Origin of the sequence: Kosakonia sp. SMBL-WEM22 (assembly GCF_014490785.1) — a bacterium.
Lineage (GTDB): Bacteria > Pseudomonadota > Gammaproteobacteria > Enterobacterales > Enterobacteriaceae > Kosakonia.
The window spans coordinates 833,686-848,734 of record NZ_CP051488.1; the positions used below are offsets into that span (position 1 = coordinate 833,686).

Below are 15,049 nucleotides of genomic sequence, written 5' to 3' on the forward strand. Positions count from 1 at the left end.
TTAACTCTCCTTCGGCGGCGCATTATCCGTCAGGTAGTTGGCTAACTGACAATATTGCGCAACAGAAATATTTTCTGCACGCATCGTCGGATCGATGCCCAACGATGAAAGCACGTCGACGGTAAACACATTGCCAAGACTATTGCGGATGGTCTTACGGCGCTGGTTAAAGGCTTCAGTGGTAATGCGGCTCAGGGTACGAACCTCTTTTACCGGGTGCGGCATAGTGGTATGCGGCACCAGACGCACCACGGCAGAATCGACTTTTGGCGGCGGCGCGAAGGCGGTCGGCGGCACTTCAAACACCGGGATCACCTGGCAGTAGTACTGCGCCATCACGCTCAGTCGACCATATGCCTTACTGTTTGGCCCTGCAACCAGGCGGTTTACCACCTCTTTTTGCAACATAAAATGCATGTCGGCAATGGCATCAGTATAGCTAAACAGATGAAACATCAACGGCGTCGAGATGTTATAGGGCAGGTTACCGAAAACGCGCAGCGGCTGGCCGAGGGATTGCGACAGCTCGCCGAAGTTCATGGTCATCGCATCCTGCTGATAAATCGTCAGTTTCGGTGCGAGGAACGGGTGCGTTTGCAGACGAGCCGCCAGATCGCGGTCAAGCTCGATCACCGTCATTTTATCCAGACGATCGCCGACCGGTTCGGTCAGCGCGCCAAGACCGGGGCCGATTTCGACCATGGCCTGACCCTTCTGCGGGTTGATGGCGGAAACGATGCTGTCGATCACGAACTGATCGTGGAGGAAGTTTTGCCCGAAGCGCTTGCGGGCTAAGTGGCCCTGATGGACGCGAGTATTCATTGAGTATTAACAATCATCTTGATGGCGAGATTAAGCGCCGTAATAAAACTGCCGACCTCCGCGGTTCCCTGTCCCGCCAGTTCAAGGGCGGTACCGTGGTCGACGGAGGTGCGAATAAAAGGTAAACCGAGGGTAATATTCACCCCGCGGCCAAAGCCCTGGTATTTTAGCACGGGCAGGCCCTGATCGTGGTACATCGCCAGCACCGCATCGGCGTTATCGAGGTATTTCGGCTGAAACAGCGTGTCTGCCGGGAGCGGACCGCTCAAGTTCATGCCTTCATGGCGCATCATCTCCAGCACCGGAATGATGGTGTCGATCTCTTCCGTGCCCATATGGCCGCCTTCGCCCGCGTGGGGGTTGAGGCCACAGACGAGAATATGCGGAGCGGAAATGCCAAATTTCTGCTGAAGATCGCCGTGCAGAATGGTGATCACCTCACGCAGTGACTCAGGGGTGATGGCATCCGCAACTTCTCTGAGCGGCAGATGCGTTGTCGCCAGCGCCACGCGCAGCGTCTCCGTTGCCAGCATCATCACCACTTTGTCGGCGTGGGCACGCTGCTCGAAAAATTCCGTGTGCCCGGTAAAGGGCGTTCCAGAATCGTTGATCACCCCTTTATGCACCGGGCCGGTGACCAGCGCGGCAAATTCGCCATTCAGGCAACCGTCGCAGGCGCGGGCAAGGGTGGAGACAACATAAGCACCATTTTGCGGATTAAGACGGCCCGGTATAACCGGCGCATTCAGCGCAACGGGCAGCAGGGTAAGGGTTCCGGCTTGTTGCGGCACCGCTGCCTGCCCGGGAGCGTACTCCCGAAGCGTAAGCGGCAGACCGAGCAGGGCTGCCCGGTCAGTTAACAGCGTTGCATCGCCGCAGATCACCAGTTCCACAGGCCAGTCGCGCTGGGCGAGCTGCACCACCAGATCCGGGCCAATCCCGGCGGGCTCGCCGGGAGTGATAACGATGCGCTGCGTGCTCATCAGTTGCTCAGAATTTTGACGTAAGCGCTGGCGCGTTGTTCCTGCATCCAGGTTGCCGCCTCTTCAGAGAACTTGCGGTTCATCAACATCCGGTAGGCGCGATCTTTCTGCGCGGCATCGGTTTTGTCGACGTTACGGGTATCGAGCATTTCGATCAGGTGCCAGCCGAAGGAGGAGTGCACCGGGCCGCTCATCTGGCCGCGTTTCAGCTTCATCAGCGCATCGCGGAAAGCGGGATCGTAGATATCCGCAGCCGCCCAGCCGAGGTCGCCGCCCTGGTTGGCTGAACCCGGATCCTGAGAGAACTCTTTCGCCGCGTTGGCGAAGGTGGTGCGACCGCTCTTAATGTCGGCAGCAATCTCTTCCAGCTTGGTGCGCGCCTGGTCATCGGTCATGATCGGCGACGGCTTCAGCAGGATGTGACGGGCATGCACTTCAGTCACAGAGATGCTCTTCGACTGACCGCGCAGATCGTTCACTTTAAGGATGTGGAAACCAACACCGGAGCGGATCGGGCCAAGCACATCGCCTTTTTTCGCCGTGCTCAGCGCCTGAGCGAAGACGCTCGGCAGCTCCTGAATTCGGCCCCAGCCCATCTGGCCGCCTTTCAGCGCCTGCTGGTCGGCAGAGTAGGTGATCGCCAGTTTGCCAAAGTCAGCGCCGTTACGCGCCTGCTCGATGATCGAGCGCGCCTGGGCTTCTGCTTCGTTAACCTGCGCGGAGGTCGGGTTTTCTGACAGCGGGATCAGGATGTGGCTCAGGTTCAGCTCGGTGCTGGCGTCGTTCTGATTGCCAACCTGCTGCGCCAGCGACTCCACTTCCTGCGGCAGCACGGTTACGCGGCGGCGCACTTCGCTGTTACGCACTTCGGAGATGATCATCTCTTTGCGGATCTGGCTACGATAGGTGCTGAAATTCATCCCGTCGTAGGCCAGACGGCTGCGCATCTGATCCATCGTCATGTTGTTCTGCTTTGCAATGTCCGCGATAGCGGCATCGAGCTGTTCGTCAGTGACTTTGACGCCCATTTTCGTGCCCATCTGCAAAATGATCTGATCCATGATCAGACGCTCCAGGATTTGATGGCGCAGAGTCTTGTCATCCGGCAACTGCTGACCCGCCTGGCCAGCATTGGCTTTGACGGACTGCATCAAACCATCAACGTCACTTTCGAGCACGACACCGTTATTCACCACGGCGGCGACTTTATCGACAACCTGAGGCGCGGCAAAACTGGTATTCGCAACCATAGCGATACCGAGAAGCAGCGTTTTCCAGTTCTTCATACCTTTTCCATTTCAATTAACCGCAGTGCGGATTACGTTGCAAATCAAACAGATCACAGTGAGCTACGGTACGGCAGGATGTTCGAGCGCAGCATCTCTTGCGTACCCAGGCCATAGTTGGAACTCAGGCCGCGAAGCTCAATGTTGAAACCGATAACTTTTTCATACTTGCTCTGATCGTTCTCCCAGCCGTTAAGCTTGCGTTCCCAACCGAGGCGAATCGCATAACAGCAGGAGTTGTACTGCACGCCCACCATCTGGTCCGCAGGCTTGCTGGTATTGGTATCAAGATAGTACGCGCCAACAACAGACCAACGATCGGCAATCGGCCAGCTTGCAGTGGTGCCCACCTGCGAAATCCCGTTTTTAAACTGCTCGGCTCTGGCATAGTTTGGCAACGTTGCCTGGATATACTCAGGGCTCGCATAACGATAGCTTAGCTGCAGCAGGCGGTTTTCATCACGACGATACTCCAGCGCGGAGCTGCTGTTGGCGATGTTGTTCAGACGCGTATCGTACTGAACCCCGCCGCGCAGACCCCAACGGTCAGAGATACGCCAGTAGGTATCGCCCGCCCACACCAGTGACCCGGTTTTGTTGTCTTTCTCCCAGTTGATATTGTCATCACCGGTACGGGACTCGGTGAAATAGTAGATTTGACCAACAGAAACGTTAAAACGTTCAACCGCCGCATCATCATAAATACGCGTGGTAAGACCGGTAGTAACCTGGTTCGCCGATGCGATGCGGTCGAGACCGCCATAGGTACGGTCGCGGAACAGGCCGCTGTAGTCTGACTGCAGCAGGGAGGAGTCGTAGTTGTTGATACGGCTCTGATCGCGGTACGGCACGTAGAGGTACTGCGCGCGCGGCTCCAGCGTCTGGGTGTAGCCCGCCGCCCAGTCCATATCACGCTCGAAGACCAGTTTGCCGTCGGCTTTAAACTGCGGCATAACGCGGTTAACGGAGTCGCGATAATCGGTACCGTTACGGGCGTTATAGGTGTCGACATTGGTCTGCTGGTAGTGGGTCGCCAACAGTTTGACTTCGGTGTTGAGGCTGCTCCAGCCATTAGAGACTGGCAGGCTTAAGGTCGGCTCCAGATGCAGACGCGTCGACTCTGGGTTGTTTTTATTGGTGTTAACAAAGTTAACCGCCTGGCCATACATACGGAAATCGAACGGACCGAGGTCGTTATGGTACCAGTTGACATCCACCTGCGGCTGCGCAGAGTAGGAGTTACTTCTGGTACGGTCAAATACCTGGAACTGCTTGGTGGAGACCGTGGCGTTAAAGTTTTGGACCGCATAACCAACGCTGAGGATCTGCGTGGCGTAACCATCGGTACTTGAACCATATTTTGACGAGAAGTCGTTAAAATAGCGCGGGTCGCTCACTTTGGTGTAGTTCGCGCTAAAACGCCACACTTTATCCATTACACCGCTGTGCTGCCAGAAGAAGAGCCAGCGATGGCGATCGCCCTCTGTTGGGTATTCGTCTTCGTAGACTTTATCTGACGGCAGGTAGTCAAACTCGATCAGACCCTTACCAGCTTGCGACAGATAGCGGAACTCATTCTGCCACTGGATGTTGCCGCGCTTGTGGATATAGTGCGGCGTGATCGTCGCATCCATATTGGGCGCGATGTTCCAGTAGTAGGGCAGATAGAATTCGAAATAGTTGCTGGTGGTGTACTTAGCGTTCGGGATCAGGAAACCTGAACGGCGCTTATCACCGATCGGCAGCTGTAAATAGGGGCTATAGAAGATCGGAACCGGGCCCAGCTTAAAGCGGGCGTTCCAGATCTCAGCGACCTGCTCTTCACGATCCTGAATCACCTCGCTTCCCACCACGCTCCAGGTATTGGAGCCGGGCAGACAGGAGGTAAAAGTACCGTTATCCAGAATGGTGTAACGGTTCTGGCCACGCTGTTTCATCACATCGGCAGTACCGCGACCCTGGCGGTCCACCATCTGATAGTCACCGTTCCAAATATTGGTGTCTTTGGTATTGAGGTTCGCCCAACCTTTCGGACCTTTCAGGATGACCTGATTGTCGTCATAGTGCACATTACCGAGCGCATCCACCGTTCGTACAGGTTCCGTCTGACCTTCCGGTTGCTGTTGATGAACCTGAACCTCATCGGCCTGCATACGGCTATTACCCTGATTAATATCGACATTACCGGTAAAAACCGCGTCGTCAGGGTAATCGCCTTTCGCATGGTCGGCGTTGATCGTTACCGGTAAGTTATTGGTATCGCCTTTAATCAGGGGGCGGTTATAGCTGGGAACGCCAAGCATACACTGCGAGGCAAGATCGGCTGCCATCCCCTGCTGGCTGTAAAGGGCGTAGCCAATCATGGTGGCCAGGAGGGTGGGGATACGTTTTTTCATACGTTTTATGTGTTGTTCCGTCATCTGTGGCTTTACGCTGGCAAACGGTCTGAGACTAACTTACTCGCCTTTGCAACGCTAGTTTTAATCCTGCCCCGCGTTCGAGCCAGAAGGAGAGCCTGCGCCTGTGCACGGCATAGAATGACGGGTATGATAAAGCAAATTTTAGCCGACGGCATGACGATTTGGGGAGTATATGCAGTATTGGGGGAAAGTGGTTGGAGTGGTCGTTGCCCTTTTCGTAGGCGGCGGCTTTTGGGGCGCCGTGCTGGGGCTGATTATTGGGCATCTTTTTGACAAATCACGCAGCCGTAAAATGGCGTGGTTTGCCAACCAGCGCGAGCGCCAGACGCTCTTTTTTGCCACCACCTTTGAGGTGATGGGGCATTTAACTAAATCGAAGGGACGCGTAACGGAAGCCGATATCCAGGTCGCCAGCCTGTTTATGGATCGTCTCAACCTGCACGGCGAGTCGCGCACCGCGGCGCAGCAGGCTTTTCGCGTCGGTAAAACAGATAACTACCCGTTACGCGACAAGATGCGGCAGTTTCGCAGCGTCTGTTTCGGCCGCTTTGATTTGATTAGGATGTTTCTGGAAATTCAAATCCAGGCGGCGTTTGCTGATGGCACGCTTCATCCGAGTGAACGCCAGGTTCTCTACGTTATCGCCGAAGAGCTGGGCATCTCTCGCCAGCAGTTCGATCAGTTCCTGTTGATGATGCAGGGCGGGGCGCAATTTGGCGGCGGCTTTAACAACTCACAGCAGCAGGCGGGTGGTGGCGGATGGCAGCAGGCGCAACGCGGCCCGACGCTGGAAGATGCCTGTAACGTGCTGGGGGTGAAAGCCACCGACGATGCGACAACCATCAAACGCGCCTATCGTCGTTTAATGGGTGAGCATCATCCGGATAAGCTGGTGGCGAAAGGATTACCGCCGGAGATGATGGAGATGGCGAAGCAGAAAGCGCAGGATATTCAAAAAGCCTACGAACTGATTCGGGAACAGAAAGGGTTTCGCTAATAAAAAACGTCCCCGACCGCAAGATCGGGGCGCGTTCTTAAAAATCCACCGGTGCCTTAAACGTCATGCTGTTGCCAAACGCCGGATGGGTAATCGTCAATATTTCGGCGTGGAGCTGTAAACGGGGCGCCATCGCCAGCGCGTCTGGCGTCGCATAAAAGCGGTCGCCAAGGATCGGATGACCCAGCGCCAGCATATGCACCCGCAGCTGGTGCGAGCGGCCGGTAATCGGCTTCAGGCGCACCCGCGCGCTGCCATCCTCGTCATAGGACAGCACCTCATACTCCGTTTGCGCCGCTTTGCCGGTTTCAAAACAGACCTTTTGCTTCGGTCGGTTCGGCCAGTCGCAAATCAGCGGCAGATCCACCAACCCTTCTGCTTTTTCCGGGTGGCCCCAGACGCGCGCCAGATACTGCTTTTTCGGCTCGCGTTCGCGGAACTGCCGCTTTAATTCGCGCTCGGCCGCTTTGGTGAGCGCCACCACAATCACGCCGCTGGTGGCCATATCCAACCGGTGCACCGATTCCGCCAGCGGATGGTCGCGCTGGATGCGCGTCATCACGCTGTCTTTGTGCTCATCAAGACGGCCCGGCACCGACAACAAGCCGCTGGGCTTGTTGACGACCATAATGTGCTCATCCTGATAGAGAATGACCAGCCAGGGATCCTGCGGCGGGTTGTAGGGCTCCATCACCATTGCGGGCTCCGTTATTGATGCGTGACGACAATCAGACGCAGCGCGTCCAGACGCCAGCTGGCCTGCGCCAGGCTCTCCATCACCTGCAGCCGGTTGCTCTCGATCGCTTCCAGTTCGTCATCACGAATGTTCGGGTTGACGGCTTTCAACGCTTCCAGACGCGCCAGCTCGGCAGAGAGCTTCTCATCGGCTTCGCGGCGTGCGGCTTCAATCAGCGCCTTCGCAGCGTCAGCCACCTGCGCTTCCCCTTTTTGCAGAATGGTATGCACCTCCTGCTGTACGGCGTTGACCAGCTTGCTGCCGGTGTGGCGGTTTACCGCGCTCAATTGGCGGTTAAAGGTCTCAAACTCCACCTGCGCGGCGAGGTTGTTACCGTTTTTATCCACCAGCAGACGGATCGGCGTCGACGGCAGGAAGCGGTTAAGCTGCAGCTGCTTCGGTGCCTGCGCTTCGACCACGTAGATCAGCTCCACCAGCAGCGTGCCGACCGGTAACGCTTTGTTCTTCAACAGCGAAATGGTGCTGCTACCGGTATCCCCGGAGAGGATCAGATCAAGGCCGTTACGGATGATCGGGTGCTCCCAGGTGACAAACTGCGCATCTTCGCGCGATAGCGCCACATCACGCTCAAAAGTAATGGTGCAGCCATCTTCCGGCAGCCCCGGGAAGTCCGGCACCAGCATATGATCCGACGGCGTCAGCACGATCATGTTCTCGCCGCGATCGTCCTGGTTAATGCCGACGATATCGAACAGGTTCATGGCGAAGGCGATAAGGGCGGTGTCATCATCCTGCTCGGCGATGCTGTCAGCCAGCGCCTGCGCTTTTTCGCCGCCGTTGGAGTGGATCTCCAGCAGGCGGTCGCGGCCCTGCTCCAGTTGCGCTTTCAGCTCATCATGCTGCGCGCGGCAGGTTTTAATCAGATCGTCAAAACCGTCGGTGTTTTCCGGCGCGGCCAGGTAGTTAATCAGCTCACCATGCACGCTGTCATAGATTGCGCGGCCAGTCGGGCAGGTGTGCTCAAACGCGTCCAGCCCTTCGTGATACCAGCGCACCAGCACCGACTGCGCGGTTTTCTCAAGGTAGGGCACGTGGATCTGAATATCGTGCGCCTGGCCAATACGATCCAGACGGCCAATACGCTGCTCAAGCAGATCCGGGTTGAAGGGGAGGTCGAACATCACCAGATGGCTGGCGAACTGGAAGTTACGCCCTTCCGAGCCGATTTCGGAGCAGAGCAGCACCTGCGCGCCGCTATCCTCTTCCGAGAACCACGCCGCCGCACGGTCGCGTTCAATAATCGACATCCCTTCATGGAACACCGCTGCGCGGATGCCTTCGCGCTCGCGCAGTACCTGCTCCAGTTGCAGCGCGGTCGCTGCCTTGGCGCAGATCACCAGCACCTTCTGCGAGCGGTGGCTGGTAAGGTAGCCCATCAGCCACTCGACGCGCGGATCGAAGTTCCACCAGGTGCCGCTGTCGCCTTCAAACTCCTGATAGATCTGCTCCGGGTAGAGCATGTCGCGGGCGCGCTCTTCCTGGCTTTTACGCGCACCCATAATGCCGGAGACTTTAATCGCCGTCTGGTACTGGGTCGGCAGCGGCAGTTTCACCGTGTGCAGTTCGCGTTTAGGGAAGCCTTTGACTCCGTTACGGGTGTTGCGGAACAGCACGCGGCTGGTGCCGTGGCGATCCATCAGCATGGCGATCAGCTCCTGGCGCGCATCGGCAGCACCGTCGCGATCGCTGTTCGCGGTTTGCAGCAGCGGTTCGATATCCTGCTCGCCCACCAGCTCGCTGAGCATATTGAGATCGTCATCGCTCAGGCGCTCGCCCGCCAGCAGCAGCGCGACGGCATCGGCCACCGGGCGGTAGTTCTGCTGCTCTTCGACAAACTGGGCGAAATCATGAAAACGGTTCGGGTCGAGCAGGCGCAGACGCGCAAAGTGGCTCTCCATACCGAGCTGTTCCGGCGTCGCGGTCAGCAGCAGAATGCCCGGCACGCGCTCGGCCAGTTGCTCAATGGCGAGATATTCGCGGCTCGCCTCTTTTTCGCTCCATACCAGGTGGTGCGCTTCATCGACCACCAGCAGATCCCACTCGGCATCACAGAGGTGTTCGAGACGCTGCTTGCTGCGGCGTACAAAATCAAGGGAGCAGATCACCAGCTGTTCGGTCTCGAACGGGTTATCGCTATCGTGCTGCGCTTCGGCATAACGATCGTCATCAAACAGCGCAAAGCGCAGGTTGAAGCGGCGCAGCATCTCAACCAGCCACTGGTGTTGCAGGGTTTCCGGCACCACGATCAGCACGCGCTCGGCGGCACCCGCCAGCAGCTGCTGATGCAGGATCATCCCGGCTTCAATGGTTTTGCCCAGCCCCACTTCATCGGCCAGCAGCACGCGCGGCGCATGGCGGCGGCCCACGTCATGGGCAATGTGCAACTGGTGCGGAATCAGGTTCGTACGCTGCCCACGCAGGCCGCTCCACGGCATGCGGTACTGCTCACTCTGGTATTTCCGCGCGCGGTAGCGCAGCGCGAAACGGTCCATGCGATCAATCTGACCAGCGAAAAGGCGATCCTGCGGCTTGCTGAACACCAGCTTGCTGTCGAGCAGCACTTCACGCAGCACCACGTTGCTCTCCCCGGTATCAAGACGTGTACCGGTATAGGCGAGCAGACCGTTCTCTTCGTTGACTTCATCGATGGTGAGCTGCCAGCCGTCGTGACTGGTAATGGTGTCACCGGGATTGAACATGACGCGCGTGACGGGAGAGTCGCTGCGGGCATACAAGCGATTTTCACCGGTGGCGGGGAAAAGCAGGGTGACCGTGCGCGCGTCCATCGCAACGACAGTACCAAGTCCAAGCTCGCTTTCCGTATCGCTGATCCAGCGTTGACCAAGTGTAAAGGGCATAAATGAACTCTAATCTCTAATTGCAGGCAATAGTTCGTCACCGCCTGGCGACAGGCGGGCGGATAAATTTGGGGCCAGAAAAAGGAAGGGCGCTATGGTACTGGAACCAACTTCGTTCGTATAGACCGATTCGTGCAGCATCACGGTCAGAATAGCCCCAGCTGCCCTGTCATCAGTGTAGCAAAGTCATCGTCAAGGAAAGGGAGGATCCCATCGGCGACCGGCTGCAGCTGCTTCGTTAAATAGTGATCGTAATCGAGCGGCGAGCGCTGATAATCGACCGGTTCCGGGCCACTGGTGGTCCAGAGATACTTAATGGTGCCGCGATTCTGATACTGCGGCGCGCGTCCGCGCTTCTGGTTCTCCTCATCGGCAAGACGGGCGGCGCGCACGTGCGGCGGCACATTACGCTCATACTCCGCAAGCGGGCGGCGCAGGCGCTTGCGGTAGACCAGCTGCGCATCCAGTTCGCCCGCCATCAGGCTGGCGATGGTCTCGCGGACATAATCCTGATACGGCTCGTTGCGAAAAATACGCAGATAGAGCGACTGCTGAAACTGCTGCGCCAGCGGCGTCCAGTCGGTACGCACCGTCTCAAGGCCTTTAAACACCATGCGCTGCGTATCGCCCTCCTGAATCATCCCGGCGTAGCGCTTTTTACTCCCCTGATCTGTACCGCGAATGGTCGGCATCAGAAAGCGGCAAAAATGGGTTTCGAACTCCAGCTCCAGCGCGCTCTCCAGCCCCTGCTGTTGCAGATGCGATCTCCACCAGCGGTTAACGGTCTCGACCAGATGCTGGCCAATCTTCGCCGCCGCCTCTTCGCTGTGCTGATGTTTAAGCCAGACGAAGGTGGAGTCCGTATCGCCATAGATCACGTCATACCCTTCGGCTTCGATCAGCGCTTTGGTTTGCAGCATGATCTGGTGCCCGCGCATAGTGATCGACGAAGCGAGCCTGGGGTCGAAGAAGCGGCAGGCGGTGGTGCCGAGCACGCCGTAGAAGGCGTTCATGATGATTTTCAGCGCCTGCGACAGCGGCTTATTGCCCTGCCGTTTTGCCTCATCGCGCCCGTGCCAGATCTGCCCGACGATCTCCGGCAGGCAGTGCTTCTCACGTGAAAACCACGCGCCTAGAAACCCCTCGGTGCTGTGCGCCGCATCCGGCTGCGCCAGCCCCTCAATCAGGCCGACCGGATCGATAAGATAGGTGCGGATAATTGACGGGTAGAGGCTTTTATAATCGAGCACCAGCACCGAATCATAGAGGCCGGGACGTGAATCCATTACGTAGCCGCCGGGGCTGGCCTGCGGGGCCACATCACCAAGGTTGGGCGCCACGTAACCGGCGCGGTGCATGCGCGGAAAATAGAGGTGGCTAAAGGCGGCAACCGAGCCGCCGTGGCGGTCGGCGGGCAGGCCGTTGACCGTCGCGCGCTCCAGCAAGAAGGGCATGATCTCCGTCTTGTGGAAGATGCGCGTCACCAGCTCGCAATCCTTCAGGTTATAGGTGGCGAGCGCGGGCTTATCTTCGGCAAAGCGGCGGTTGATCTCATCCATGCGATCCCACGGGTTGTCGATCGCTTTCCCCTCGCCGAGCAGCTCACGTGATACCGATTCCAGCGAGAAGGAGGAGAAGCTCCAGAAGGCGGACTTCAGCGCATCAATGCCGTCGATAATCAAGCGGCCTGGTGCCTGGGCAAAGAAGACGCCGTTTTTAAAGCCATGCTCGCGCCACTCCAGCTCGCTGCCGTTGCGCCCGAGGGTCAGCGGCACGCGGTAGCGCTCGGCGCTCTTTTGCAGCACCTTCAAATCAAACTGCACCACGTTCCAGCCAATCAGTACATCGGGATCGTGTTCCGCAAACCAGGCGTTAAGCTTCTCCAGCAGCTGCGGGCGGCTGGCGACATAAATAAGATCGAAATCGAGCCCCTGCGCATCGCCATTCTCCGGACCGAGCATATAAACCGTGCGCTGGCCGCAGCCCTCAAGGCCGATGCAGTAAAGCTCGCCATGGCGGGTGGTTTCAATATCCAGCGACACCCACTTCAGCGGCGGGCGGTAGTGCGGGCTCGGCTTCAGGCGGGCATTAACCAGCGCGTTGCCGCGCGATTCGCCATCGACCCACACCGGGGCGGTGATAAAGCGCTCCATCAGATAGCGCTCCGGCGGGCGGACATCGCCCTCATAGACGGTAACGCCGCCTTCGCGCAGCAGCTTCTCAAAACGCATTAATTGACGGTGGGCGCGGCAGTAGAGACCCATTACGGGACGGCGGTGAAAATCATTGAGGGAGAGGGGCGTTAAGCGCCAGTTGTGCTCATCGCGCAGCAGCGCGCGGGCTTTATCGGCCTGTTCGGCGGGAATAAAGGCAACCGACTCCTGCGGCGGGAGTACCACGCGCAGCGGGCCGTTATCAGTGGCGAGCCAGAGCTCGATCTCCGTCCCGTTGGGCGTATCTCGCCAGTGACGGGTTAAAATAAAGCCTTCTTGCGCCTGCGCCACAGTGTGCTCTCACTCAACCAAAACCAGGCGAGATTATAGCCTGGTTCGGTAGGTGATGCTGTGGTTTTATACAGCTATTGACCGTAATAGGCTTTCGCACCATGTTTACGTAAATAGTGCTTATCCAGCAGTGTTTGCTGCATGGCGGGCAGCTGCGGATTGAGCTGGCGGCTGAAAATGCCCATATAGGCCACCTCTTCCAGCACAATGGCGTTATGCACCGCGTCATCGGCATTTTTACCCCAGGCAAACGGCCCGTGAGAGTGCACCAGCACGCCGGGCATTTGCGCCGCGTCGATACCGTTTTTCTCGAAGGTTTCGACAATCACATTGCCGGTCTCCCACTCATATTCACCATTGATCTCCTCATCGCGCATTTTGCGCGTACAGGGGATCTCGCCATAGAAGTAGTCGGCGTGGGTGGTGCCAGTCGCCGGAATGGGTTGCCCGGCCTGCGCCCAGATGGTGGCGTGGCGCGAATGGGTGTGGACAATGCCGCCAATAGTCGGAAACGCCTGGTAGAGCAGGCGGTGGGTCGGGGTATCGGAAGAGGGCTTTTTCGTCCCTTCGACTACCTCGCCGGTGGCGATATCGACCACCACCATATCCTCGGCGGTCATCACGGTGTAGTCGACGCCGGAGGGTTTAATCACTAGTACGCCGCGGCTGCGGTCAACGGCGCTGACGTTGCCCCAGGTCAGGGTGACCAGATTATGTTTTGGCAGTGCCAGGTTGGCTTCCAGCACCTGCCGTTTGAGATCGTCGAGCATCGGTTTCTCCTGTATTGCCGGATGGCGCGTTGCCTATCCGGCCTACGGATTTGTTTCGTCTGTATTGCCGGATAGCGTTGCACTTAATCGGCATGGGGGTTTTGTCGGCCCGGTAAACGCAGTGCCACCGGGCATGGGCTTAGCGTTTAGCGCCGTAGTAGAGCTCGTTCCAGCGCAGCGCATCTTTAAAGGCTGGCAGGCGGGTATCTTCATCGATCACCGTCAGCTCAATGCCGTGCAGCTCGCTGAACTGGCGCATATCGTCAAGCGTCAGCGCCTGGCTAAAGACGGTATGGTGCGCGCCACCAGCCAGGATCCACGCTTCGGAGGCGGTGTTGAGATCCGGCAGCGCTTTCCACAAAGCATTCGCCACCGGCAGGTTCGGCAGATCGTGCGGCGTTTTCACCGCTTCAACGCAGTTCACCAGCAGGCGGAAGCGATCGCCGAGATCGATCAGGCTGGCGTTGATCGCCGGACCCGTTTTGGTGGAGAAGATCAAACGTGCCGGATCGGCCTTGCCGCCGATGCCGAGATACTGCACATCGAGCGTTGGTTTCTCATCGAGCGCGATAGAGGGGCACACTTCCAGCATATGCGAGCCGAGTACCAGGTCGTTGCCATTCTCGAAGTGGTAGGTGTAATCCTCCATAAAGGAGGTGCCGCCGTTCAGGCCGCCGGACATCACCTTCATAATGCGCAGCAGTGCAGCGGTCTTCCAGTCGCCTTCCCCAGCAAAGCCGTAGCCCTGCTGCATCAGGCGCTGCACCGCCAGACCCGGCAACTGTTTCAGGCCGTGCAGATCTTCAAAAGTAGTAGTAAAGGCGTGGAAGCCGCCCTCCTCTAAAAAGCGTTTCAGGCCAAGCTCGATACGCGCGGCATCAATCACGTTCTGGCGCTTATCGCCGTTCACCTGTGCTGCCGCAGTCAGGCGGTAGCTGCTCTCATACTCATCGACCAGCGCATTGATATCGCCGTCGCTTACCGCATTCACCACCTGCACCAGATCGCCGACGCCCCAGGTATTTACCGAGAAGCCGAACTTGATCTGCGCGGCCACTTTATCGCCGTCGGTTACCGCCACTTCACGCATGTTGTCGCCAAAGCGCACCACTTTTAGATGGCGGGTATCCTGTTTGGAAACCGCCTGGCGCATCCACGCACCGATGCGGGAATGCGCCTGTTTATCCTGCCAGTGACCGGTTACCACGCTGTGCTGCTGACGCATACGCGCGCCGATAAAGCCAAATTCGCGGCCGCCGTGCGCGGTCTGGTTGAGGTTCATAAAGTCCATGTCGATGCTGTCCCACGGCAGGGAAGCATTGAACTGGGTGTGGAACTGCAGCAGCGGTTTGTTGAGGATCGACAGGCCGTTGATCCACATTTTCGCTGGCGAGAAGGTGTGCAGCCACACCACCAGCCCGGCGCATTTATCGTCATAGTTGGCATCGCGGCAGATGGCGGTGATCTCATCCGGCGTAGTTCCCAGCGGCTTCAGCGTCAGTTTGCAGGGCAGTTTCGCTTCGGCGTTGAGGGCGTTAACCACCTGCTCGGCATGATGCGTAACCTGCTTCAGGGCTTCCGGCCCGTAGAGGTGCTGGCTGCCAATAACGAACCAAATTTCATACTTGTCGAAAATAGTCATGATCGTGTCC

At 57.9% G+C, this 15,049-nt stretch carries 10 protein-coding genes; 1 reads left to right on the forward strand and 9 read right to left on the reverse strand.

All coding sequences use genetic code 11. The features are described 5' to 3' along the window. Genes rsmA through lptD form a run of 4 tightly spaced genes read right to left on the reverse strand, consistent with a single transcriptional unit; the run spans position 1 to position 5,487 of the window. On the reverse strand, positions 1 to 822 hold the full coding sequence (rsmA, locus tag HF650_RS04030; RefSeq protein WP_187801283.1) for a 16S rRNA (adenine(1518)-N(6)/adenine(1519)-N(6))-dimethyltransferase RsmA: 822 nt from the start codon (positions 820 to 822) through the stop codon (positions 1 to 3). Next, positions 819 to 1,808, reverse strand: a complete 990-nt coding sequence (pdxA, locus tag HF650_RS04035; RefSeq protein WP_187802600.1) for a 4-hydroxythreonine-4-phosphate dehydrogenase PdxA — start codon at positions 1,806 to 1,808, stop codon at positions 819 to 821. The genes rsmA and pdxA overlap by 4 nt, the downstream gene beginning before the upstream one ends. Beyond that, entirely contained in the window at positions 1,805 to 3,091 is a 1,287-nt protein-coding gene (surA, locus tag HF650_RS04040) for a peptidylprolyl isomerase SurA (RefSeq protein WP_187801284.1), read from the reverse strand. Before surA ends, pdxA begins: the two co-directional genes overlap by 4 nt. A gap of 53 nt (positions 3,092 to 3,144) precedes the next feature. Then, positions 3,145 to 5,487 (reverse strand): LPS assembly protein LptD, encoded by a 2,343-nt coding sequence (gene lptD, locus HF650_RS04045; protein ID WP_187801285.1) that lies wholly within the window; start codon positions 5,485 to 5,487, stop codon positions 3,145 to 3,147. A 196-nt stretch (positions 5,488 to 5,683) separates the two neighbouring features. Here lptD and djlA point away from each other — a divergent pair, with 196 nt between their 5' ends. Next, entirely contained in the window at positions 5,684 to 6,508 is an 825-nt protein-coding gene (gene djlA / locus HF650_RS04050) for a co-chaperone DjlA (protein ID WP_187801286.1), read from the forward strand. A 37-nt stretch (positions 6,509 to 6,545) separates the two neighbouring features. On the opposite strand, the gene rluA is transcribed toward djlA, so the two are convergent. From rluA to araA, 5 genes are all read right to left on the reverse strand, one after another. After that, positions 6,546 to 7,205, reverse strand: a complete 660-nt coding sequence (gene rluA / locus HF650_RS04055; protein ID WP_187801287.1) for a bifunctional tRNA pseudouridine(32) synthase/23S rRNA pseudouridine(746) synthase RluA — start codon at positions 7,203 to 7,205, stop codon at positions 6,546 to 6,548. 11 nt (positions 7,206 to 7,216) lie between these two features. Continuing rightward, positions 7,217 to 10,123, reverse strand: coding sequence for an RNA polymerase-associated protein RapA (gene rapA, locus HF650_RS04060; protein WP_187801288.1), 2,907 nt, complete (start codon positions 10,121 to 10,123; stop codon positions 7,217 to 7,219). A gap of 146 nt (positions 10,124 to 10,269) precedes the next feature. Then, entirely contained in the window at positions 10,270 to 12,627 is a 2,358-nt protein-coding gene (gene polB / locus HF650_RS04065) for a DNA polymerase II (protein WP_187801289.1), read from the reverse strand. A gap of 74 nt (positions 12,628 to 12,701) precedes the next feature. Then, positions 12,702 to 13,397 (reverse strand): L-ribulose-5-phosphate 4-epimerase, encoded by a 696-nt coding sequence (gene araD / locus HF650_RS04070; RefSeq protein ID WP_187801290.1) that lies wholly within the window; start codon positions 13,395 to 13,397, stop codon positions 12,702 to 12,704. Between the two features lie 139 nt (positions 13,398 to 13,536). Next, positions 13,537 to 15,039, reverse strand: coding sequence for an L-arabinose isomerase (gene araA / locus HF650_RS04075; protein ID WP_187801291.1), 1,503 nt, complete (start codon positions 15,037 to 15,039; stop codon positions 13,537 to 13,539). Between the last annotated feature and the right edge of the window lie 10 nt (positions 15,040 to 15,049).

Coding starts and splice junctions, on each gene's coding strand:
- rsmA (WP_187801283.1), bottom strand. CDS start 822: ATGAATACTCGCGTCCATCAGGGCCACTTAGCCCGCAAGCGCTTCGGG.
- surA (WP_187801284.1), bottom strand. CDS start 3,091: ATGAAGAACTGGAAAACGCTGCTTCTCGGTATCGCTATGGTTGCGAAT.
- lptD (WP_187801285.1), bottom strand. CDS start 5,487: ATGAAAAAACGTATCCCCACCCTCCTGGCCACCATGATTGGCTACGCC.
- djlA (WP_187801286.1), top strand. CDS start 5,684: ATGCAGTATTGGGGGAAAGTGGTTGGAGTGGTCGTTGCCCTTTTCGTA.
- rluA (WP_187801287.1), bottom strand. CDS start 7,205: ATGGTGATGGAGCCCTACAACCCGCCGCAGGATCCCTGGCTGGTCATT.
- rapA (WP_187801288.1), bottom strand. CDS start 10,123: ATGCCCTTTACACTTGGTCAACGCTGGATCAGCGATACGGAAAGCGAG.
- araD (WP_187801290.1), bottom strand. CDS start 13,397: ATGCTCGACGATCTCAAACGGCAGGTGCTGGAAGCCAACCTGGCACTG.
- araA (WP_187801291.1), bottom strand. CDS start 15,039: ATGACTATTTTCGACAAGTATGAAATTTGGTTCGTTATTGGCAGCCAG.